This window comes from Phytoactinopolyspora halotolerans (assembly GCF_010550675.1).
Classification (GTDB): domain Bacteria; phylum Actinomycetota; class Actinomycetes; order Jiangellales; family Jiangellaceae; genus Phytoactinopolyspora; species Phytoactinopolyspora halotolerans.
The window spans coordinates 105294-127747 of sequence record NZ_JAAGOA010000004.1 but is presented as its reverse complement, the minus strand read 5'-3'; the positions used below and the strand labels follow the sequence as shown (position 1 = coordinate 127747).

At 70.2% G+C, this 22454-nt stretch carries 16 protein-coding genes; 6 read left to right on the top strand and 10 right to left on the bottom strand.

Going from position 1 to position 22454, the window contains the following annotated elements; translation table 11 throughout:
- Positions 1-6: 6 nt before the first annotated feature.
- From G1H10_RS07075 to G1H10_RS07060, 4 genes are all read right to left on the bottom strand, one after another.
- A complete protein-coding gene (locus tag G1H10_RS07075; RefSeq protein ID WP_163734781.1) occupies positions 7-2436 on the bottom strand; it encodes an ABC transporter permease in 2430 nt (809 codons plus the stop codon).
- Positions 2437-2442: 6 nt separating this feature from the next.
- Complete coding sequence (locus G1H10_RS34450) at positions 2443-4848, bottom strand: ABC transporter permease (RefSeq protein WP_163734779.1); 2406 nt, start codon at positions 4846-4848, stop codon at positions 2443-2445.
- The gene (locus G1H10_RS07065) at positions 4845-5582 is read right to left on the bottom strand and encodes an ABC transporter ATP-binding protein (protein ID WP_163734776.1); all 738 of its coding nucleotides are present in this window, start codon (positions 5580-5582) and stop codon (positions 4845-4847) included. Before G1H10_RS07065 ends, G1H10_RS34450 begins: the two co-directional genes overlap by 4 nt.
- Positions 5583-5651: 69 nt before the next feature.
- Complete coding sequence (locus G1H10_RS07060; RefSeq protein ID WP_163734773.1) at positions 5652-6983, bottom strand: adenylate/guanylate cyclase domain-containing protein; 1332 nt, start codon at positions 6981-6983, stop codon at positions 5652-5654.
- Positions 6984-7187: 204 nt separating this feature from the next.
- Here G1H10_RS07060 and G1H10_RS07055 point away from each other — a divergent pair, with 204 nt between their 5' ends.
- Entirely contained in the window at positions 7188-8477 is a 1290-nt protein-coding gene (locus G1H10_RS07055; protein ID WP_163734771.1) for an amidohydrolase family protein, read from the top strand.
- A gap of 200 nt (positions 8478-8677) precedes the next feature.
- On the opposite strand, the gene G1H10_RS07050 is transcribed toward G1H10_RS07055, so the two are convergent.
- Both G1H10_RS07050 and G1H10_RS07045 read right to left on the bottom strand, forming a co-directional pair.
- On the bottom strand, positions 8678-9901 hold the full coding sequence (locus G1H10_RS07050; RefSeq protein WP_163734767.1) for a type II toxin-antitoxin system HipA family toxin: 1224 nt from the start codon (positions 9899-9901) through the stop codon (positions 8678-8680).
- Positions 9898-10194, bottom strand: coding sequence for a helix-turn-helix domain-containing protein (locus G1H10_RS07045; protein WP_163734764.1), 297 nt, complete (start codon positions 10192-10194; stop codon positions 9898-9900). The genes G1H10_RS07050 and G1H10_RS07045 overlap by 4 nt, the downstream gene beginning before the upstream one ends.
- Before the next feature lie 286 nt (positions 10195-10480).
- Here G1H10_RS07045 and G1H10_RS07040 point away from each other — a divergent pair, with 286 nt between their 5' ends.
- The 4 genes from G1H10_RS07040 (at position 10481) to G1H10_RS07025 (ending at position 15495) form a co-directional block, all read left to right on the top strand.
- Positions 10481-11077 carry a type IV toxin-antitoxin system AbiEi family antitoxin domain-containing protein gene (locus tag G1H10_RS07040; RefSeq protein ID WP_163734761.1) on the top strand — a complete coding sequence of 199 codons (597 nt, stop codon included), beginning with the start codon at positions 10481-10483 and terminating at the stop codon, positions 11075-11077.
- Positions 11078-11851: 774 nt separating this feature from the next.
- Entirely contained in the window at positions 11852-13648 is a 1797-nt protein-coding gene (locus G1H10_RS07035) for a serine hydrolase domain-containing protein (RefSeq protein WP_163734759.1), read from the top strand.
- A 27-nt stretch (positions 13649-13675) separates the two neighbouring features.
- Positions 13676-14350 (top strand): response regulator transcription factor, encoded by a 675-nt coding sequence (locus G1H10_RS07030; RefSeq protein WP_163734756.1) that lies wholly within the window; start codon positions 13676-13678, stop codon positions 14348-14350.
- On the top strand, positions 14347-15495 hold the full coding sequence (locus tag G1H10_RS07025; RefSeq protein ID WP_163734753.1) for a HAMP domain-containing sensor histidine kinase: 1149 nt from the start codon (positions 14347-14349) through the stop codon (positions 15493-15495). Before G1H10_RS07030 ends, G1H10_RS07025 begins: the two co-directional genes overlap by 4 nt.
- Positions 15496-15501: 6 nt before the next feature.
- On the opposite strand, the gene G1H10_RS07020 is transcribed toward G1H10_RS07025, so the two are convergent.
- Both G1H10_RS07020 and G1H10_RS07015 read right to left on the bottom strand, forming a co-directional pair.
- On the bottom strand, positions 15502-16392 hold the full coding sequence (locus G1H10_RS07020) for a hypothetical protein (protein WP_163734750.1): 891 nt from the start codon (positions 16390-16392) through the stop codon (positions 15502-15504).
- On the bottom strand, positions 16389-16970 hold the full coding sequence (locus G1H10_RS07015) for a SigE family RNA polymerase sigma factor (protein WP_216852987.1): 582 nt from the start codon (positions 16968-16970) through the stop codon (positions 16389-16391). Before G1H10_RS07015 ends, G1H10_RS07020 begins: the two co-directional genes overlap by 4 nt.
- Before the next feature lie 111 nt (positions 16971-17081).
- On the opposite strand from G1H10_RS07015, the gene G1H10_RS07010 reads away from it, so the two are divergent.
- Positions 17082-20366 (top strand): AfsR/SARP family transcriptional regulator, encoded by a 3285-nt coding sequence (locus tag G1H10_RS07010; RefSeq protein WP_163734748.1) that lies wholly within the window; start codon positions 17082-17084, stop codon positions 20364-20366.
- A gap of 191 nt (positions 20367-20557) precedes the next feature.
- Here the strand turns inward: G1H10_RS07010 and G1H10_RS07005 are convergent, their stop codons facing one another.
- The gene (locus G1H10_RS07005; protein ID WP_163734745.1) at positions 20558-21349 is read right to left on the bottom strand and encodes an ABC transporter permease; all 792 of its coding nucleotides are present in this window, start codon (positions 21347-21349) and stop codon (positions 20558-20560) included.
- Positions 21350-21351: 2 nt separating this feature from the next.
- On the bottom strand, positions 21352-22290 hold the full coding sequence (locus G1H10_RS07000; RefSeq protein ID WP_163734742.1) for an ATP-binding cassette domain-containing protein: 939 nt from the start codon (positions 22288-22290) through the stop codon (positions 21352-21354).
- Positions 22291-22454: the final 164 nt, after the last annotated feature.

Genomic DNA, 22454 nt, shown 5'->3' with positions numbered 1-22454 from the left:
GGCGCGTCACTCCGTCCTCAGGACGTGGCCGACCCGCATCGACGCCGCCCTGTGTCCGGGCCAGGCGGCCAACAGAGTTGCGGCCAGCAGGGCGATCGGGACGATGAGCCACAGCGCGAGCGCCGCCGCCGGCGGCACGTAGAACAGAGGTGTCGTGTCCGCCACGTACCTCCACACCATCCGCCCCAGAGCCACGCCGAGCGGCATGCCGATCAGCAAGCCCAGCAGCGCCAGGACCGTGGCCTGGGTCAATGCCGCCCCACGTGCCTGGATTCGTGTCATCCCCAGCGCCCGGAGCACGGCGACGTCATGCCGGCGCCGACGCACCGCGGTCGCCAGCGCATGCCCGACGGCGCCCAGTGCCAGCACCGCCAAGAACGCGGCGAGGAACACCGGCAACATCCTGACCTGCCGGAGCTCCGCGAGTGGGCTGGGCGGACCGGGCTGGGAGAACATCTCCCCCGCACCGAGGGCCGCCTCGATCCGTGCGGCTACCGCCTCCGCATCCGCACCGGGTTGCAGCGCCACGTGCACCAGGTGGAACTTGAACGCCGGCGACAACGAACTGGCGGGGTCGAACAGCTGATCGTAGGCCACTGCGCTCACCCAGCCACCCGTCACGTAGGTGTTGTGGCTCGGAAACTCGGGCACGAAAGCCAACCCGCTGACCGTCAGGTCCCGCACGCCCAACGTGCCGGTCACCTGCACTGTGTCGCCCACCGACGCGCCTATCGCCTCGGCGCTGGCCGGCGCCAGGGCCACCTCATCCGGCCCGTCCGGCGCCCGGCCTTCGACCACCACCGGCTCCCACCGGGCATCGACGGGGTCGAGCGTGTACAGCGGCACCGGCATGTCGCCGGCCTCCGCGACGGCGACGCGCGCGTCGTTCACCGCCGCGACGGCTGGGTCCGCGGCGATCTCCGGGAGAAGCTCGTCCACCGGGCCGCCGTCCTCACCCTCGAAGCCGACCAACGCCTCGAGCTCATGCACCTGCCCGAAGCGCTCCGGGTGGTCGGCGGCGTCCTCGACGCCGGCGGAGAACATGAACGCGGCGAGCACGCCGAGGGTTCCCACGACGGCCCCGATCAACGCCGGCCGGACCGGCACCGCGTGACGGCCGTGCCCCGGTTCCAGCGCGAACCGCGTTCCGACAACCACCGGGACCGGTGCGCCCGCGCGAGTGGCGGCCGCGGCGACGACGGAACGCCGCGGCGACGACGATCGGGACGCCCGAAGCGCGAGCAGCGATGCACCCGCCGTGCCGGCCGCGACCAAGATCGAACCGGCGACGAGGCCGGCCACGAGGACCGCCGCGTCGACGTCGAGTCCAGGAGCGGGCTCGAACTGCGCTGCCGTGCCGATCGGGAACCACAGCGAGGCGGCGACGGCGACGATCACACCGAAAAGCGACCCGACCACGGCCGCGATCAGCGGGGCGCAGGCGCTGGTCACAGCTGTCAGGCGCGGCGTCATACCGACGGCCCGTAGGGTCTGCAGGTCGGCGACGGTCGCGGCGGCGTACCGCACCACCGCCTGGCCGACGAGGAACAACGCCGCCACCCCGGCCGCCGTCGCGAACACCAGCAGTGCGTCCGCTTCGAAGTCCGTCACGTCGCGGGCATGCCGGGCTTCCGCGGTGAGATCCCACACACCGATGTCGGATCGGCCGGTGACCCGTTCCAAGCCTTCCTTGAAATCGGGGATCGCGTTCGCGCCGCCGCGCAGCCGCACGGCCGCATTGACCAGGCCTTCGCCGGAGGCTCCGAGGACGTTGGGCGTGTACTGCTCGAATAGCGCGGGTGAGGTGAGCAGCCCGCCGTCGGAGTCCGCCGCCTCGTCGCCGGAGAGCAACTGAGCCGGCGAACGGACCACGCCGACGATCCGAGCCTCCACCACGGGGCCATCGGGCTCCACCTCGGTGGCGTCGCCGGAGAAGACCAACTCGTCGAGCGTCTGAGGTGCATACAGCCGCAGCGTCAGGGTGTCGCCCACGCCCAGCCCGAAGGTGTCCCGGAATCGCGGGCCGACCACCACCTCGTCGGCCCGGTCGGCATTCAGTAGCCGGCCCTCGAGGACGACGGGCCGCTCGATGGTGCGCAGCATCTCATCGTCGGCCACGGGATACCGGCCGATCCAGGCATCCCTGGGAACCTCGTCGATCACGTACTGATCGGTGAGGGCGAAGGTGCCGAGCGCCTTCACTTCCGGCAGTTGCCGGACGGCGTCCCAATCGAACCCGGGTTGGTTGGGCTGAGCCACCACGGTCGCCGGAGAAGTCTGCTCCAACAGCCGATCCACCGCGGTGCCACCGCGCCGGGCACCGGCGGCGGCCGTCATGACCGTGCCGGCGGCGACGGCGATCAGCAGCGTCAACACCAGCAGCGACCGCCACCGACGCCGGGCGTCGAGCCGGAACCAGTACGCCACCGCGGTCATCGCTGCTCACTCGGCTCTCAGGACGTGGCCGACACGCATCCCGGCCGCACGCTGCGACGGCCACGCGGCCAGGAGGTTGGCGGCGATCAACGCCACCGGCGCCACGAGCAGCAGCGCCAGCACCGCGACCGGAGGCACGTACAGCACCGGGGTGCTGTCGGCCACGTAGCGCCAGAGGGTCCGCCCCAGTGCCACGCCCAGCGGCACCCCGATCGCAACCCCGGCCAGCGCCAGCACCGTCGCCTGCGTCACCACCACGCCCCTGGTCTGCCACCGCGTCATGCCGGTGGCGCGGAGCACCGCCAGATCGTGCCGGCGCCGGCGGACGGCCGTGGCCAGGGCGTGGCCCACCGCGCCAAGTGCCAGCACCGCCAGGAACCCGGCGAGCAGCGTGGGGAGCTGCCGGACCTGACGCAACTCGGTGATCTCCACCGGTGGCCAGGGCGGTTCCAGGAACGCTCCGGTCGTCTCGGCGATCCGGCCGGCCACGGCGTCCTGGTCGGCACCAGGGTGGAGGGCCACCAGGCCGAGGTGGAACTTGAAGCCGCGGAACAGCGCGTCGTAGCCGGCCGGCGTGACCCACGCTCCGGTCGCGTAGTCGTTGTGCGGCGCCGCCGGCACGAACGCGATGCCCGTCACCGCCAGCTCCTGCTCGCCGTGGGTTCCGGTCATGGTGATGGTGTCGCCGACGTCCGCGTCGATCGCGGCCGCGGTGCGCGGACCGAGTGCGATCTCGGCGTCGTTCTCCGGCATCCGGCCTGCGGTGAGCACCACATCGACCCGCTCGCCGGCGACGACCGGGTCGTAGGTGGTGGCCGCGACGGCGACCTCGGCGATCTGCCCGATGTCCTGGCGTGCATCGTTGACGGCGGCCACGCCGGGGTCGCCGGCGATCGCCGCGAGCAGTTCGTCGGCGGGACCGTGGTCGGTGCTGTTGTAGCCGAGGAACGCCTGCAGCTGATACGTCTGGCCGAAGCGCTCCAGGTTGCTCCCCGCGTCGTTGATGCCGCTGGAGAAGGTCATCGCCGCCAGCACACCGAGCACGCCGGTGACGGCGCCCAGCAGTGCGGGCCGGACGGGTACCGCGTTCCTCCCGCGTCCCGTCTCCAGGGCGAACCGGGCGCCGATGACCGCCGGGACCGGCAGTCCGATCCGGGCAGCCACCGCCGCCAGACCCGAGGTATGCGGCGTGGAGATTCTCAAGGTCGCCCGCACGGCGAGCCACGCGGCAGCGAGTGCGCCCCCTGCGACCAGCAGCGGAGTGGCAATCACGCCGGCGGCGATGACGACGCCGTCGACGTCGATGCCAGGGGCCGGTTCCACCAGCGCCGCGTGACCGGTCGGGAACCAGCGGGACGCCACCACGGCTCCCACGGCACCGAGCACGGCTCCGCACGCCGCGGCCGTGACCGGCCCGGCCGCAGCCGCCCAGCGCGTTTGGCGCGGCGCCATGCCCACGGCCCGCAGCACCTGCAGATCGGCGACGGACGCGGCGGCATGCCTCGAGATCGCCTGGCCCACCAGGAAGACGGCCGCGATGCCCGCCGCCGCGCCGAACGCCAGCAGGCTGCTCGCCTCGAACTCGGCGACGTCGTCGTAGTGGCGCGCCTTGTCCGCCCAGTTCCACACGTCGATGCCGGGGTTCCCGGTCACCTCGGCCAGCTTCTCCTTGAACGCCGGGATCGCCGCTTCGCCGCCGTCGAGACGCACCAAGGCGTTGAGGTAGCCGCTGTCCAGCTCGGTACCGAGAAAGTTGGGTGCGTACGCGGCGAACAGTCCGGGCGACGCGACGAGGCCTCCCGGGTCCTCCACCGTCTCCTCGCTGAACCATCCGGAACGGACGACGCCCACGATCGTGGCCTCGATCACCGGCCCTTCGAACGCGTCGGGTTCGACGTTGTCCCGATAGATCGCGTCGACCTGCTCCGGCGTGGGCAGCCTCAGCGTCACCGTGTCGCCGACGCCGAGGCCGAACGACTCCTCGAAGCGGGCGGAGGTCACGAGCTCGTCGGCTCGGGCCGGGTCGAAGAGCCTGCCCTCAAGGATCACCGGACGCTCGATCGTGCGCATCACCTCGTCGTCGCCGGGAGGAAAGGCCGCCGCCTCGTCCCGGTACTCGGGGGGCACCTCGGCCACGTCGAATCCACCCACGACGAAGGTGGAGAGAGCCTCGACCTCGGGCAACGCGCGGACGGCGTCCCAGTCGAATCCCGGCTGGTTGGGCAACACGACGGCGGTGGTCGGCAGCGTCTGTTCCAGGAGCCGATCCACCGCACTGGCGCCGCGCCGTGCGCCCGTCACCGCCGTCAGCACCGTGCCCAGCGCCAGCGCGATCAGCAGCGCCAGCACCAGCAACGACCTCCACCGCCGACGGAGGTCGAGGCGCAACCAGGCGAGCACAGCCTCGTTCACGGTCTGGCGTCCTCGACCATCACCGCGTCGTCGGCCTCTACCCGTGCAACGCCGCCGTCGTCGTCGAGAATCCGCCCGTCGCGCATCCGGACCACGCGGGACGCGCCGGCCGCCACCTCCGCGGAGTGGGTGACCATCAGGATGGTCTGGCCGTCGCCGTGCAGCCGCCGGAAGAGCTCCAGGATCTCCACGCCGCCCTCGGAGTCCAGCGCGCCGGTCGGCTCGTCGGCGAGCAGCACGGCGGGCTCGTTGACCAGCGCCCGGGCGATCGCCAGCCGCTGCCGCTGCCCGCCGGAGAGCACCGACGGCACCTCCTCGGTACGGTCGCCCAAGCCGAGCAGGTCGAGCAGGTCGCGGGCGCGCGTCTCGGCCGCCTTACGCCGCATCCCGCCGAGGATCGCCGGCAACGCGATGTTGTCCAGCGCGGATACCCCTTCGAGCAGGTTGAAGAACTGGAAGACGATGCCGACGTGGTGCCGCCGGAACTTCGCCAGCCAGTTCTCGTCCTGGCCGTCGACGCGCAGCCCGTCGACCATCACCTCGCCCTCGTCGGCCTGGTCCAGCCCGGCGAAGATGTTCAGCAGTGTCGACTTCCCGCAGCCGGACGGCCCCATCAGCGCGACGAACTCGCCGTCCGCGACGTCCAGGTCCACTCCGCGCAGGGCACGCACCGGCGCCAGGTCGGCCTCGAACGTCCGCCGCACGCCGCGCGCTTTCAGCGCCTGTTCCGTCATCTGTGCCCCCTCCTGTTCGTGTCACGCGACCCCGCAGGGGCACGTTCAGCTATGCGGTCGCGCGCACCGTCACGGCGCGACGCGCTCGGGTGTCCCGACGACGCGGCAGGCGGTCACCGGGGCATCGCGTCCTTTGACATGTACGGGATCCAGCGGTTCGAATCCCCAGGACGGCGCCAGCGCGGCGGTCGCCTCGCTCGCGATCGTCGTACCGGCCGGGCGGGCCAGGTCTTGCAGCCGCTGGGCCAGGTTCACCGTGTCGCCGACCAGCGTGTACTCCAGCCGCTCCTCGCTGCCGAGCAGCGCGGCGGCGACCTCGCCGGTGGACAGGCCGATGCCCATCCCGAACGGCTCCAGCCCCTCGGCCACCCAGCCGCGATCGACCGCGGCCTGCCGTCGGTGCATGTCCAGGGCAGCGGCCAGCGCCCGCTCGGCATGATCCGCCTGCGGGAATGGAGCGCCGAACACAGCCATCACAGCGTCCCCCACGTACTGCATGACGGTCCCCTCTTGCTTAAGAATGGCAGAGTTCATGGCTTTGCGGTGCATATTCAGCTGGCGAGCTAAAACGGACGGATCGGTACGCTCGGCGATACCGGAGTAGCCGCGCACGTCCGACATCAGGACGGTCACCGTCAGCCGCTCGGTGCGGCCGATCGCCGAGGGGTCGGCGCGCAGCTTGTCGGCCAGCCGCGACGGCAGCAGCCGGCTCAGCGTCTCGCCCTGCTCCTCACGGTCGAGGATCGCTGTGTGCAGCTTGCGCAGCCGGGTCAGCGCGTCGTGCCGCCCAGCGCTGGCGTCCCTGGCCAAGTGCAGAAAGAGCTGCTCGACGGCGTGGTCGACCGCTTCCGGGGTGGTGCCCAGGTTCGCCGCGATCGCCTTCACCGCGCGTCCTTCGGCCACCATGGTGAGCAGCCGCTCCTCGTCGTCGGAGAGGCCGGTGCCGCTGCGGGCGGGCGCGACGAGCGCAGCGACGATCTCCGGATCGAGCATCGAGCCGCCCGCCGCCACCTCACGGACCGCCCGGGTCAGCCGGTCGGAGTCGGCGACCCGGTCCTTGAGCAAGTACGCGTATCCGGCCGCGCCCTGGGCCAGCAGTGCCACGGCGTACTCCGGGTCCGCGTACTGGGACAGGACGACGACGCCTGTCCCGGGCAGGCGTTGCCGCACCTCCTTGGCCGCCTCGATCCCCTCGTCGGCGAACCGGGGCGGCATCCGGATGTCGGTGACCAGGACCTGGGGACGGTGCTGCATCGCCTGCGCGATCACGCCGTCGTAGTCCTCCGCCGTCGCGACGACGTCGATGTCGCCGGACAGGGAGAGCAGCGCCTGAACGCCGGCCCGGACGATCGCGTTGTCGTCCGCCAGCAGCGCGCTGATCCGTCCGTCGGCCGAGGTCATGCCAGACATCACACCGCGCCCCGATCCATGGCGCCAGGGTGAGGTCCACCGGATCGCCCCGGGTGCCAGCACCCCATCCACTGGGCGGTCCACGCCCTGTGCCGTGGTGGTGACGGGCCCCTACGCTCCTATGACCGCTCGCTCTCGCCCGCAGACGGCCCGAGCGCGTCAGGCCGCCGGGCCGACCAATGGAGGGGTTGACCGATGTTCGCAATTAGAGGGGCACGTCTATTCGACGGCGAGGACTCCGTCGACCTGCCGAACCCGACGATACTGATCGATGACGGCCGCATCCAGGCGATCCGGTCGGGCACGACGACCGGCACCGGCCACCCCCACGTCGACCACGTCGTCGCGCCCGATGACGTCGACGACGTGATCGACCTCGGCGACGTCACCCTGCTGCCGGGCCTGATCGACACGCACGTCCACCTGGTGTTCGATGCCGGCCCGGATCCGATCGGCCGGCTGGCGCAGCTCAGCGACGACGAGGCGCTCGAGCTCATGCGATCCGCCGCACGGGCTCACCTGGCGGCAGGCGTCACCACGGTGCGCGACCTGGGTGACCGCAACTACCTGGGGCTCCGGCTGCGGGACGAACTGGCGGCAGCGTCCACACCGGGCGCAGCGTCCGCACCGGGCGCAAGCGGGCGAGCACCAACCGGACCCTCGATGTTCCCTGCCGGTCCGCACGTCCTCACCGCCGGTCCGCCGATCACGACGACGCGCGGACACTGCTGGTCCCTGGGCGGCGAGGCGGACGGCGTCGACGGCATCAGGGCCGCCGTACGCGAGCACGCGGAGCGCGGCGTCGACGTCATCAAGGTGATGGCCAGCGGCGGCCTGATGACCGAGGGCACCCGCTCCGAGCTCCCGCAATACTCGCTGGCCGAGCTGCGGGCCGCGGCGGACGAGGCGCACCGGCTAGGGCTGCCGATCACGGCACACGCACACTCGGGTCAGGCCATCGCCGACGTGGTCGCCGCCGGCTTCGACTCCATCGAGCACTGCTCGTTCATGACCGAGGACGGCGTCGAGCCGGTGCCGGACACGATCGCCGCCATCGCCTCCGCCGGCATCCCGGTCTCCGCCACCCTGGGCATGCTCCCGGACCTTCCCCTGCCGCCGCCGATCGCGAGCCGGATCAACGGGATCATCGGCATGGGACGCATGCTGACCGAGGCGGGCGTGACCATCGTGTGCGGCAGCGACGCCGGCATCGGCCCGCCGAAGCCACACGGCGTACTGCCGCATGCGGTCGGCCAGTTCGTGCGTGAGCTGGGCTGGACGCCGGCCGACGCGCTGCGCGCCGTGACGTCCCACGCGGCTCGGGTCTGCCGGGTGGATGGCCGCAAGGGTCGCATCGCGCCCGGCTTCGACGCGGATCTCCTCGCCGTCCACGGCGACCCGCTCCGCGACCCGTCGGCGGTGCTCGACGTTCACTCGGTGTACCGGCAGGGCGTCAGCGTCGCGGCACTCCCCGAGCGCACGTAACATCGCCGCACTTCCTGAGCGCACGTCACCGCACCGCACTTGCTGAGCACACGTAACGTTTGGGCCCCGTTTCCGGCGGCCAAGCGTTACGTATGCTCAGCAAGTGGCGCGAGATATCCACAGATCTGCTCTGGGGCTCCCGTTCACACCGCACACATGGTGACGATGTGAGCAGCACGTCCGTCGGTGGTCACGATTCTTCACAGTTGCCTGATCGCTTCCCGGACACGTTCGGCGACCCGGGCGCTGACACGTGAGTCGGTGGCGAACTCGTCCCATCGAGCGATGGCCGCATTGACAGCATCGAGGACGGCTTGGGCATCACGGTGCTTGATCTCCGCCCGAGCGGCAACCGCAAGCACATGATCGCGGCGGGGATCCCTGCCCTCACCGTCTACGGCGAGTGTGTGCTCGCCACCCGGGCCAGCCGAGAAGGTCACGTCATACGCCGGCGAGAGGCTCCACCTACCCGTCGAGTCCATGAGGAAGGAGAAGTTCTTGGTGTGATCGTCCCGGTTGTGCACGGCGATGTTGAACACCATCCTGCGGAACGCTTCCAGCACCGCCCGATAGTCACGCGTGAGCCTCGCCGTGACCGTGAGGAGCGCATCGTAGTCGACCGACGGCGCACGATGCGTGGCATGCAGGAGACCACTCAGGGTGTGCATGTGGCACCGACGATGACCGGGAGACCTGTCGAATCGCCGCACGCCGAGATACGCTCGCCCGTTCTCACCGACGGCGAACAGGCGAGTTGCCGGAACATCGATACCCGCAGCAGCTGCCATTGCCAGGTATGCATGCTCGACACGGCCGGCATCTCCGTCGTCGGACTCCGCAAAAAACTTGACAAGCCAATGCTCGAACCCATCCGGCAGGTCCTGGTCGCCCGCGATGACTTCATCGCCTCGGATACCGACCACCACCTTGGGGCGCGCGCCACCAGCGCTGCCTCCCGCAGCTGCCAACACCGGCATGACCTCATCCGTGTGGCCCGCAAGTATCTCGGTTGCCTGCTCACCTAGCATCGCGAGATCGATCCGCCCGAACGAATCGTCGACATCGTCAGCGGGGTGATACGTCAGCGCACCCATGGTTCGTGTCCCAAGGTACGTCAGCCGGTCGAGCGGCATCACAGTGCGCACATCGACGCCACGCTGGCGCAGTGCGCGATCCATGAGGAGCATGCCCCAGCCGTCGGGCAGCGAGTCATCGAACAGGCCAGGCAATGGCCCGAACGTCCGATCGTCACGATACTCCTGCAAGCCCGTTTCGACCGGAAGACGAAACGGCGACAGCGGCAAGCCCCGACGGACAAACGAATCCGCGTACTCGAAGACGGTGGTCCGTCCGTCCGACGCCAGCAGTCCGACCTCAAAGATCTCATCGGGCGACCATTGCAGCCGCACCTGAACACGCCTCACCGGCGCCCCCGTTTCCGTCTCGGTTCCTCACGCTGGGCCACGAACTCATCGACCGACGTGGCCGGCGGCGGCGCGAGGAGCTCGGCGAACTCATCCAACCGCCCCAGTGCCGACGCCAGCCTCAACAGCGTGTCGACCGAACCTCGCCCCGTTGTCTCGAACCGACGCACCGTCATCTCCGACACGCCAGCCTGGGCTGCCAAGGTCTCGATCTTCATGTCGGCACGAAGACGCAACGCCCGCACCCGTTGCCCGAGCCGGCGCGCGACGTCGTGTTGTGTCAACAAACTCATCCGCTGCACAGGCGCCTCCTAATCGTTCTAAATTCTATCTCACAAGCGTTTCACAGGCCATAAGCGTTCTATTTTGAACAGTTAATTCGCGACCTGGTGCGCAATCGGCGAAGGTGGTCTCCGGCGGGGCGACCATGTCAAAGTGCCGTACTTGCTGAGCACACGTAACGTTTGGGCCCCGTTTCCGGCGGCCAAGCGTTGCGTGCGCTCAGCAAGTGGCGCGAGTTATCCACAGATCTGCACTGGGGCTCCCGTTCACACCGCACACATGGTGACGATGCGACGCGTGACCGCGCACCTAAGCCGTCTCCCCGGCGACGTCGAAGAGCTGCTCGCTCTGGGCGGCGGGCTGCTCACGGTCGGCTCCGCACAGGCGGCCGGTGTGACGCGTCCACGGTTGCAGAGGTTGGTGCGCGCCGACCTGCTGGTGCAGCTTGCATACGGTACGTATGCCGGCCGGGAGGACTACGAGAACGCATCGCCGTGGCAGGCGTTCGCGCTCCGCTCGCGCGCATTCGCCGCAGTGTGTGGCCCAGAAGCACACGCGGCGGGATGGTCGGCCGTCGCCGTTCGTGAACTGCCCACCGTCGGCCGGCCTCCGGAGAAGCCGGTCGTGGTCGTGCCGCCGGGCTCGCGCGCGGACGGGAACTATGCGTTCGGGGACATCCGTGCGGTCGCGCTGCCGCCCGAACACCGCACGGTCGTCGACGGGTGCCCGACCCTCACCGATGCGCGCCTGGTGGTCGACCTGACTCGGACCGAGGACCGCGAGCAGGGCCTGGTCCTCGCCGATGCCGTCCTCGCCGCCGGCACCATGATGGATGATCTGCGCGACGTCCTTGAGATGCAGCGTCGATGGCCAGGGGTCGCCGAAGCGAGCTGAGTCATCGAGCATGCCGATCCCTACGCCGAGTCCGCCCTGGAAACGCTGGGACGGCTGGGGTTCATCGAGCACGATCTCCCATCCCTACCTCCAGCGCCTGGGTCGATCTCGGCCCCGGAACGATTCCTGCCGGACCATCTGCCGGACGACCGATGGCTGGCGCTCGAGGGCGACGGGGACCTGAAATACAACGATCGGCTCGACGCGGCGGCCGTGATCACCGCGCGGCGCGAACACGAGTGGAGGCTATGTGAGAGTACGGACTCGAGGTGGTCCGGTACGGCTGGTCGGACGCGCGGCGCCACCGCCGACAACCGGCGGAGCGCTTCCGTGCGGTGATCGCCGCCCGGGAACCTCGGCCGCGGCCGTGGCCGTGGTACCGCGAAATCCGGACATCGGCAGGCGGGGCACAGCTTGTTGAGCGTACGTAACGTTTGGGGCCAAAAAACAGCCGGCCAAACGTTACGTACGCTCAAGAAGCGGGGGCATGCCGGTGCCGCGGCGCCAACTCCGCGGGTGCCCGACCCTGGCGGGTGCCCGCACCTCACGCGTGCCCGCCCCTCGCGGGCGGCGGTCCCGCGTTTACATCACGTTTGCGGCGGTGTACGTACGTTCGGGCGTATGAACAGACGTCTCATTTCGCTCATCACGTTCACCGCGGCCGCAACGGCCAGGGCGGCCAGGGTGGTCACAGCGGCCGGAGCCGCAAGGGCGGGCAGAACGGACACAGCGGGCACAGCAGCCAGAACGGCCGGAATAGCCAGAGCGGCTGCCGTGGCCGCCGTGGCCGTGCTGGCCACCGCCGCCTGCACCACGGACACCAAAACCCCAGAAGCCGAACCCGCGCCTTCGAGCACTGATCAGGGCAGTACAGGCACGCCGGCGCACGCGTGCGAACCGGAGCTCGACAAGGCGCTGAGTGCATGGGCCGACGCCGGATTCAGCGGATCGATCACCGTCATGACCGGCGGCGAAGCCGACTGCGTCGCCGCGTACGGGATGGCGGACTCCGAAGCGGAGACGCCGAACACCGTCGACACCGTCTTCGCGATCGGATCGGTGTCCAAGGCGTTCACCGCGGCCGCCGTCCTGGGCCTCGTCGCCGACGGCGCACTGGCTCTCGACGACCGGGCGGGCGACGTGCTCACCGAGCTCGACGGGCCGGTCGCCGACGCCACCATCGAGCAGCTTCTGCTGCACACCAGCGGCCTGACCGGCTCGCACGGCGACGACTACGAGCCACTGGGCCGCGACGCCGCCATCGAGGCGATCGGCGGGCTCGAGTCTGCGTTCGAGCCCGGCACCGACTACGCGTACTCCAACGCCGGCTACACCTTGCTCGCGCTGATCGTCGAGCACGTGTCGGGCACGGACTACCGGGAGTACATGGCCACACGCCTACTCTCGCGTCCGTCCGGGGAGGTCACCGGTGGGTTCTGGGACGGTGAGCCCGCGGCGCCCGGCCCACGCGCGGTCGGCTACCTCGACGGTGGGCGGACCGATCAGATGGGGGACTTCGACGGGCCGCACTGGGCGGTGGCCGGCAACGGAGATCTGGCGATGACCACCGAGCAGTTGGCGACATGGACGAACGCGCTGTTCACCGGCGGCGTTCTCTCCGCGGAGGCGACCGAGCTGATCGGCACCGCCGTCTTCGATCACGGCGATGGTACGTCTGAGATGCCCGGGTGGGTCGCCTTCGACGAGTCGGCCTTCGGCACTCCGTTCCTGGCCTCGGCGGGTGGCGGCGGAGACGTCGGGCACAACGTCGTCGTCGTATGGGTGCCGGAAACCGAACAGGTCATCACGATCGCGTCGAACACACCGGACATCACGGCCGAGCAGCTGGTTCAGAAGATCGGTCCGTCGCTCATCGCCGGTGAGCCGCTGCCGGAACCGGAAGGTTCCTCCCGTGACACCGGATCACCCGACAGTGACAGCTCAACCGACGGGGATGGCTCGTCCGACGGAGACGGATCAACCGACGAGGACGGCTCGCCCAGCCGAACCGACCCGGCGGACGTCGCCGGTACCTACCGGCTGGAGACCGGCGGATCCTTCTCGGCCCGGGAGCGCGACGACGGGCTGGAGATCTCGGCCATCGGTGCCGACGCTGTCGCCGCCCTGTTCCCGGTGTCCGGCCGTTTCACCGCCGACGACGTCGCGGCGCACGAGCAGGCCGTGCTGTCCCTGCTGGCGGGCGAGACTCAGGAGGGGCGAGAGGAGCTTGAGCTTCTCGAGTCCGATCTGGGCCCGGTCGACGACGTCGAACTCGCCGGGACGATCACCGCCGAGGGCGAACTGCGCACGTACGTCACCGTGGTCACCGGCTCGGAAACGTTCATGCTGTGGTACGCACTCGACGAGCACGGAGGCATCGGCGCGGTCGACGGCCCGGCAGAGCCACCGGCCGTCACGCTGCGTGCCGGCGACGACGGCCGTTTCCGGCCGGACGACCCGACCGGGACCGGGCCGGAGGTGACCGTGGCCTTCGACGGCGGCAGCATGACCATCACCGGCCCTCATGGCACGACGACCGTAGCGGACAACGCCTCCGAACCGACCGACTGACCCGTCGAACGCTGGGAGACTCATGTCATGCGCATCCTGCTGCTGGAGGACGACGCCGACCTCGCCGACGTCGTGGCGCTGGGGCTCCGCAACGAGTCCTATGCCGTCGACGTGGTGGACACCTATGCCGGCGCGGAGGAACTGTTGCGGACCACCTCGTACGACGTCGGCTGCATCGACCTCACCCTGCCCGACGGCGACGGTCTCGACCTGATCCGGCGGCTGGCCGGCGACCCGGACCTGAACCGGCCGCGGCGGACACTCGCGCTGACCGCCCGGGACGCGGTCGAGGACCGGGTGGCCGGCCTGGACGCCGGCGCGGACGACTACCTGGTCAAGCCGTTCAGTTTCGCGGAGCTGGTGGCCAGGATCCGTGCTCTGGGTCGCCGCGGCGACGACCACGGCTCCACGTTGGACGTCGGCGAGCTGACCCTCGACCTCGCCACGCACCGGGCTTGGCGGGCCGGCGTCGAGTTGAAGCTCACCGCGCGCGAGTATTCGCTGCTGCGCTACTTCATGCACCATCCGGGCGAGCTGCTCTCCGCCGAGGACCTGCTGGAACACGTGTGGGATGCGAACGCGGACCCGTTCACCGCATCCGTCCGGGTGATCCTCAGCCGGTTGCGGAAGAAGCTCGGCGAACCGCCCCTGATCACCACGGTCACCGGCGCGGGATACCAGCTGAAGGAGGAGCAGTCGTGAACACCCGGCATGAGGCCACGCCGCCCTCGCAAGCGCCACCGGATCGGTCCTCGTCACGCGGCCCCGCTCGCATCGGCAACGCGTGGGCCTCGCTGCGGGTGCGCCTCGCCGTGCTGGGATTCCTCGCGATCTATCTCCCGGCGCTGCTCCTGTTCGGCGTCATCCTGGCGACCGAGACGGACACGGACGTGCGGGTGGAGAACGGTGTCGAGACCCGGAGCACGTCAAGCGACCGGTCCGCCTCGGTGACCTGGACCGTCGTCGCGCTCGGACCGGTGGCTGCCGGGCTGGCCTGGTGGTGGGCGGGGCGGGCGGTGCGGCCGATCGAGCGGATCCGTGCCGTCGCGGAGGAGATCGAGGAGACCGACCTGAGCCGGCGCATCGGGCTCGAGCGCGGCCCGACGGAGGTCGTCGCGCTCGCCGCCGGCTTCGACGCCATGCTGGACCGCCTCGAACATGCGGCGGAGACTCAGCGACATCTCATCGAGGAGACCAGCCACGAGATCCGCGTCCCGCTCTCCGTGCTGACCACCAACGCCGAGGTGCTGCTCGCACACCCGGATCCCAGCGTCGACGTCTACCGGGAAGGGCTGGAGCGGTCGAGACGTACGGCCGAACGGTTGCGCGCCACCGTCGACGAACTGCTCGTCGACGCACGCGGCAGGGCTCGCACCCTCGACCGGCAACCGGCGGATCTGGTGACGATCGTGCGGGGCGTCGTGGACGATGCCGCCGTGCTGGCGACGGCCCGGGAGATCGACGTCCGGGTGGCCGGGCCGGCCCGGCTCGTCTGCCCCGTCGACGTGGCCACGGTGCGGCGTGCCGTGTCCAACCTCATCGACAACGCGATCCGGCACTCCCCCGGCGGATCCACCGTTCACGTCGACGTCGAGTCCACGGGTGACCAGGCCACCGTCGTCGTCACCGATCACGGCCCCGGCGTGCCCGCCGAGGAGCAGGAGCGGATCTTCCAACGACGGTGGCGGGGACACAACGCCGAACACGGCGCTGCCGCCGGGGACGGCATGGGGCTCGGGCTGCCGATCGCCCGCCAGATCGCGCTCGCCCACGGTGGGAACCTCACGGTCGCTTCGCCCGGGCCGGACGGCGACGGCAGCGTCTTCCGCCTGAGCCTACGCCGCTGAAGCGGGTCAGCAGGGCCGCGGGCGCTGGTCCTCGCGGCTGAAGCACTGCACCTCATCCGCCTCGGTCGCGACCAGCCGGTTCTGTTCGAGCCGCCAGGTCCACACCCGCACCTCGTCCGAGGGCGGGTCGGTGGCGTCGACCCAGCTGATCAGTTCCCCGTCAGCCAGGATCGAGCTGGCGACGCCCGGTGCGATGAACAGGTCGCCTTCGTTGACGAGTTCCGGCGGTGAGCCGTCGGCGGGTTCGGCCTGGACCACGGTGCCGTCGTCCCAGGTGAAGATCTTGAGCCAGCCGGAGTCGCCGCCGCTGAAGGCCAGCACCACGTCGGCGGTGCCGTTCCCGTCCAGGTCCGGGGTCCCGACGATGGTCGGGGCGAGTGTCCGGCCGAGGCGTACTTCGGCCGTGCCGCCCGCGGCGAACTCGACCTGGAGCCGCACGTCGTCGCTGGTCACGCTCACGTCCTCGGGAACGCGGACGCCGTCCTCGGGAACGCCGGCGAGGGCCAGGATGTGCGCGGGAACCAGGATCCGGGTCGCGTCCGCCGCGCCGTCACCGTCGACGTCGGCGTCGGCCCCGTCGTATTCGCCGAGGTCGGGCTCGTCGGGTGACGACGACGGCGACCTGCTGGGAGTCGGGGTGGGGATCGGGCTGGGCGACATCGTCGGGGTCTCGGCGTAGCCGGGTTCGCGGCTCAGCTGGGGCACGCCGACCACGGACGAGAGGCCGAAGCCGGCGGCCGCGACGGCGACGAGGCCACCGGCCACCAGGGCGTTGGCGCGACGGCGGTTGGCGCGGGCCTTGCGGACGATGCCCGGCATCGGGTCGCCGGCCGGCCTGGAGTCGGCGGCGCGGGCGAGGCGGTCGAGCGCCTCGAACATGGGGTCAGGTGTGTTCATCGGAGGTCACTTCTCCGTGTGCCGGATTCTGGAGTCTGGGCCAGGGCGGCGCGCAGGTGCGCCAGGCCCCGGGATGCGTTGCTCTTGACCGTGCCGACCGAGCAGCTCATCGCGTGCGCGGTCTCCGCCTCGGAGAGATCACACCAGTGCCGCAGCACCACCGCGGCCCGTTGTCGCTCCGGCAGCGCCCGCAACGCCGCCAGCAAGACCTGGGATTGGACGACCGCGTCGCTCTCGTCCGGCGTGCCCGCGCGCCAGGGTTCCTCGGGGATCTCGTCGGTGGACCACTCCCGGTTGCGCGAGCGGCGCCACCACGACGTCCTCAGGTTGACCATCACCCGGTACATGTACGCCTCGGGAGAGTCGTACGCGGAGACCTTCCGCCAGCGCGGCAGCACCTTGGCGTAGGCCGACTGCAGCAGGTCTTCGGCCTGGTCGAGGTCCCCGGTCAGCAGGTACGCGAGTCGTCTGAGGCGGGCGCTGCTGGCCCGCACCCAGCTCTCGAAGCTCTCTTCTGCTCCCGGGGCGGCGACGTTGTCCCGCGGGACGGCTGACCGTGCGTTCACGTCTCGAGACACGCAGACATGGTCTCCCGGGTTGCATGCGGCGCGCTTTCTTCTTCGCCCACGACGCACAGGCGCCGATGCGCCATGGCTCGGTATCCCGGACCTCTTGGCACAATCGGTGACGTGCAGATCGCAATGCTGGGCCCGCTCGAGGTCCGTGCCGACGGTGACGTCGCTGTCCAGGTGGGCGGTCTGCGGCTGCGCACGCTGCTGATCGCTCTTGCCCTGGAGCCCGGTCGGGTGATCTCCACGTCGCGACTCGTCGAGGCTATCTGGGCGGACGAGCCGCCGGAGCGGGCGGTGAACGCGGTCCAGGCGCTGGTGTCCAGACTGCGCCGGGTATTGCCGGACTCCGTGATCCAGGTCCACGCGTCCGGGTACCGGCTGGCGATAGAGCCGGATGCGGTGGACGTGGTGCGCTTCGAGCGGATGACCACCGCCGGACGGGCCGCCGCGCGCGCCGGCGAACCCGAGACGGCAGCCCACCTGCTGCGTGAGGCGCTGGATCTGTGGCGTGGCGCTGCGCTGTCGGACGTCGCGGAGAAGGACTACTTCCGGGGCCCAGCGGCACGTCTCGCCGAGATGCGGCTCGCGGCGATCGAGGACCGGGTGGAAGCGGATCTGCGGCTGGGACGCGGTGCAGAGCTCACCACGGAACTGACGACCGTGGTCGCTGAGCATCCGCTGCGGGAACGGTTGGTGGCGTCCCTGATGCGGTCCCTGTGTGCCGCCGGTCGGCCCGCGGAGGCGTTGCAGGCGTATGAAAGCGCACGTCAAGAACTCGCGGACACGCTGGGTACGGATCCTTCGGCGGAACTGTCCACGCTGCATACGGCGATACTCAGAGGCGAGTTGGGGTCCGGGCCGGCGCGGTCGGCGGCCGCCCCGGGGACTCCGTCGTCGGAGGCGGTACCGCCATCGGCATGGACGGTGGACCGGGCGCCGTCGTCGGAGGCGTCCGGGCCGCTGACGTCCGGGCCGCAGACCAACCTGCGAGCCGGCCTGACCAGTTTCATCGGCCGAGACGAGGACGTGGTGGAGGTCGGCAGGCTCGTGGACCGGCATCGGCTGGTTACCCTGACCGGGCCCGGCGGCGCCGGCAAGACCAGGCTGTCGATCGAGTCGGCGCGCACGCTGACCGACCGGATACCTGACGGCACGTGGCTGGTGGAGCTGGCCTCCGTCCGAGACGGCGCCGACGTTCCGCAGGCGATCCTGACCGCCCTAGGGTTGCGCGATCAGGCGATCGCCGGCTGGACGTCGGTCGACGAGCCGGTCGGCCGGCTTGCGTCGGCGCTGCGTCTCCGGCGCACTTTGCTGGTCCTGGACAACTGCGAGCATGTGATCGACGCGGTGGCGTCGCTGGTGGACAGACTGCTGGGCCAGTGCCCGCACCTGCGCATCCTCGCCACCAGCCGGGAGCCACTCAGCATCGCCGGCGAGTCCGTATGGCCGGTGCGGCCGTTCTCGCTGCCGCCCGAGCACGCGACCGCCACCGAGGCCCTGTCCTATCCCGCCGTCCGGCTGCTCGCCGATCGCGGTGCCGCGGCACGCCCCGGGTTCGAGGTGACGGAGCAGACCGCCGCGGCCGTCGTGCGCGTCTGCCGGGCATTGGACGGCATGCCTTTGGCCATCGAGCTCGCGGCGGCACGGCTGCGCACCATGACCGTGGAGCAGCTGGCGAACCGGCTCGATGACCGGTTCCGGCTGCTCACGTCCGGCAGCCGGGTGGCGTCGCGGCAGCACCGGACGCTGCGGGCGGTGGTCGACTGGAGCTGGGAGCTGCTGTCGGACGAAGAACGGGTGCTGTTGCGCAGGCTCGCTCTGTTCACCGGCGGAGCGACGATCGAGTCGGCTGAGCGAGTATGTGCCGGAGACGCCGTCGACGCAGATCGGGTGGTGGAGCTGCTCGTCACGTTGACCGACAAGTCACTGTTAGTCAGCGACGACACCGACGACGCACCGCGCTATCGGATGCTGGAGACGATCCGGACATACTGCCTGGAACGGCTCGACGGGGCCGGCGAGCGCGAGCGGATCCGCCGTGCGCACGCGGACTACTTCATCGAACTCGCCGAGACCGTCGATCCGCACCTACGCCGCGCCGAACAGCTGGCCTGGCGTGACCGCCTCGCAGCGGAACACGACAACCTCACCAGCGCGCTGCGCGAAGCGGTGGCTGTCGGCGACGCCCAGCGGGCCGTGCGGCTCGTCGCCGCGGCCGGCTGGTACTGGTGGGTCAGCGGGCGCAAGGTGGAGGGGCTCGAGATGGCCGAGGCGGCGCTGGAGCTGCCGGGCGAGGTCGCCGACACGGCGCGGGCGGGAGCCTGCGCGGTCGCCGCGGTCTTCTCCACCGCGGGAATCGGCGATGAACGCACCGCACAGAAATGGCTCGACCAGGTAGCGGATCTCGACCTGTCGGCGCAGGACGGCAGTCCGTTGCTGCGGTTCTTGCGGCCGCTGGGCGAGATGGCCCGTGCTGCGGCCGACGGAGCCCCCGCTGGGGAATACATCGTGGATGACCTGCTCACCGATACCGACCCATGGGTGCGGGCGATGGCCCGGCTCAACCGCGCCCGGCTGCAATACAACCTCGGACACGACATGGTCGGGGCGACCACCGACGCCGAGATGGCGTTAGCGGAGTTCCGCAGCATCGGGGAACGTTGGGGACTGTCGTTCGCCCTGACCACCCTGGCCGATCTGGTCGTCCTCAACGGTGATCTTGCCGCGGCCCTGGCCTATTACGAGGAGGCCATCGACGTCGTCATCGAGATGGGGATGGTCGAAGATGTGCTGTTCATGCGCGGAAAGCAAATCCTGCTGCGCTGGCTGATCGGGGACGTTCGGGGCAGTGCCGAGGCAGAGGCCGAGGCCGATCGGGAAGCGCGGCAGATCACCTGGCCGGACGGACTCGCCGGGCTGGCGCTCGCCAAGGCCGAGCTGGCTCGATGGAAAGGGGACGTAGCCACAGCGCGGAAACTGCTCGCCGAGACCGAGGCAGCGTTGCGTGACTTCGACGTCCATGCGGTGTTCCAGGCGATGATTCTCGATCTGACCGCCCACCTCGACGCCGCCGAAGGAGAACACGAGACTGCGCGCGCCCGCCGTAGCGAGGCACTCGCCCTCGCGGTGCAGTCCACGCACGCACCGACCGTGGGCCAGGTGCTGGTCGGCATCGCGGACCAGGCGTTGCGGATGGAGTCCCCGTCAGAGGCCGCCGCGATGCTGGCGGCAGCCGACGCGATCCGTGGTGCGCCTGATCGGTTCGCCCCCGACGCCGCACGGATCGAGGGACGGGCCCGCGCCGCCCTCGGGGACGAGGGATATGCCGAGGCGGCGCGGCGGGGCCATGAGGTCACTCTTGCGACCGTCCGCGACCTGGCCGCGCCCATCCTCGACGCGTGAGGGCTTGCGTCCGCGAGGAAGAGAGACAACCCCGGCCCCGCCCGCGGCCAGATCGTCGCGGAGCTCCTCACAGGCCGACGCCCGTGCCTACCCTGGCCGGGGTTGTCTCTCTTCCTCGCTCTTCTGTAACTTCGCTCCCCTCACGCTCGGGGCGGATGCCCTATCCCGTTCGGGTGCGTCTTGCGGTTGCGTCAACGGGAGGGGTCGCGGTTGTAGAGCTTCTTGGCCCAGAGGTAACCGAGCAGGGCGATGCCGGCGCACCAGGCGGCGGAGATGGCGGCGTCGTTGCCGATATGCGTCCCCGTCAAGAGTCCGCGCAGCGTCTCGATGATCGGGGTGAACGGCTGGTACTCGGCAAACCAGCGCAGGCCGGCCGGCATCGACTCGGTGGGCACGAACCCGCTGCCGAGGAAGGGCAGGAAGATCAGCGGCAAGGGCATGTTGCTCGCGGCCTCCACCGTGTCGCTCACCAGGCCGAGGGCCACGGTCAGCCAGGTCAGCGCGAAGGCGACCATCGCGACGACGCCGGCCACCGCCAGCCATTCGACCACGCTCGCGCTCGGCCGGAAGCCGAGGAGCACGGCGACGCCGACGACGACGGCCACGCTCAGCAGGGTTTGGATCATCGCGGCGAGCACATGCCCGGTCAGGACCGACGCCCGGGAGATCGCCATGGTGCGGAACCGGGCGATGATGCCCTCGGTCATGTCCATCGCCGCGGAGATCGCGGTGCCCTGTGCGGTCGCGGCCACACTCATCAGGATGATCCCGGGCGTGACGTAGTCGAGGTACGCGTCCCTGCCACCGGAGACGCCGGTGAGCCCCTCACCGAGGGTGCCGCCGAACACGTAGACGAACAGCAGCAGGAAGATGATGGGCATCCCGACCAGCTGCACCGACATCGATGGGTAGCGGATGAAATGCCGCAGCCGGCGGCGCAGCATGGTGGCCGAGTCGGTGAGAGCGAGGCTGACAGCGCTCATGATCAGTTCTCCGTTTCGGTACGAGGACGGCCGGTCAGGTTGAGGAAGACGTCGTCGAGGTCGGGCGTGTGAATGGACAGCTCCGCGGTCTCGATCGATTCGCGTTCGAGGCGGTCGAGCATGGCCTTCAGCGATGCGACGTCACCGTCGCTGGGGATCTGCAGGGCCAGCGCCTCGTCGTCGCGGGCGCTTTCGGCGAAGATCTTCGCGGCGATATCGAGCTGTTCCGGATCGGTGAACTGCACGCGGATATGGCCGCCCGGGACGAGCCGCTTGAGTTCGGCCGGCGTGCCCTCCGCGACGATCCCGCCGTTGTCGAGCACCGCGATCCGGTCGGCGAGTTCGTCGGCCTCCTCCAGGTACTGGGTGGTGAGAAAGACGGTGACGCCGCCGGCAACGAGCTGACGGATGATCTCCCACATGGCGCGACGGCTGCGCGGGTCGAGTCCGGTGGTGGGCTCGTCGAGGAAGATGATGCGCGGATCACCGACGAGCGTCATCGCCAGGTCGAGCCGACGTCGCATGCCGCCCGAGTAGGTGCCGGCGATCTTCGTGCCCGCGTCGGCCAGGTCGAACTGCTCGAGCAGCTCGGCGGCGCGCCGGCGCCCCTCGCGACGCCCCAGATGGCGCAGGTCCGCCATCAGGATCAGGTTCTCCTCGCCGGTGAGCAAGCGGTCCACGGCGGAGAACTGACCCGTGACGCCGATCGCTCGGCGCACCGCCTCGGGGTCGCGCACCCGGTCGTGCCCTTCTACTCGGATGTCTCCGCCGTCGGCGGTGATCAATGTGGAGAGGATCTGTACCGCGGTGGTCTTCCCGGCACCGTTCGGTCCGAGCAACGAGAAGATCGTCCCCTCGGCCACCGTCAGGTCGATCCCGTCGAGCACGACCTTGTCGCCGAAGGACTTGCGCAATCCGCGCACGGCGATCGCTTCAGTCATGGGTGTGACTCCCTTCGTATTCGGTAGCCACCACCGTCTCCGGCCGCGTTGACAGCTGATTGATAACGCGCTGACAAGCCCGCTGACACCGGCATTGCCGGCGATCATCGGAGCGATCTTCATGGATGAGACCAGGACCTGACTCAAGTCGCGGGGATCGTGAC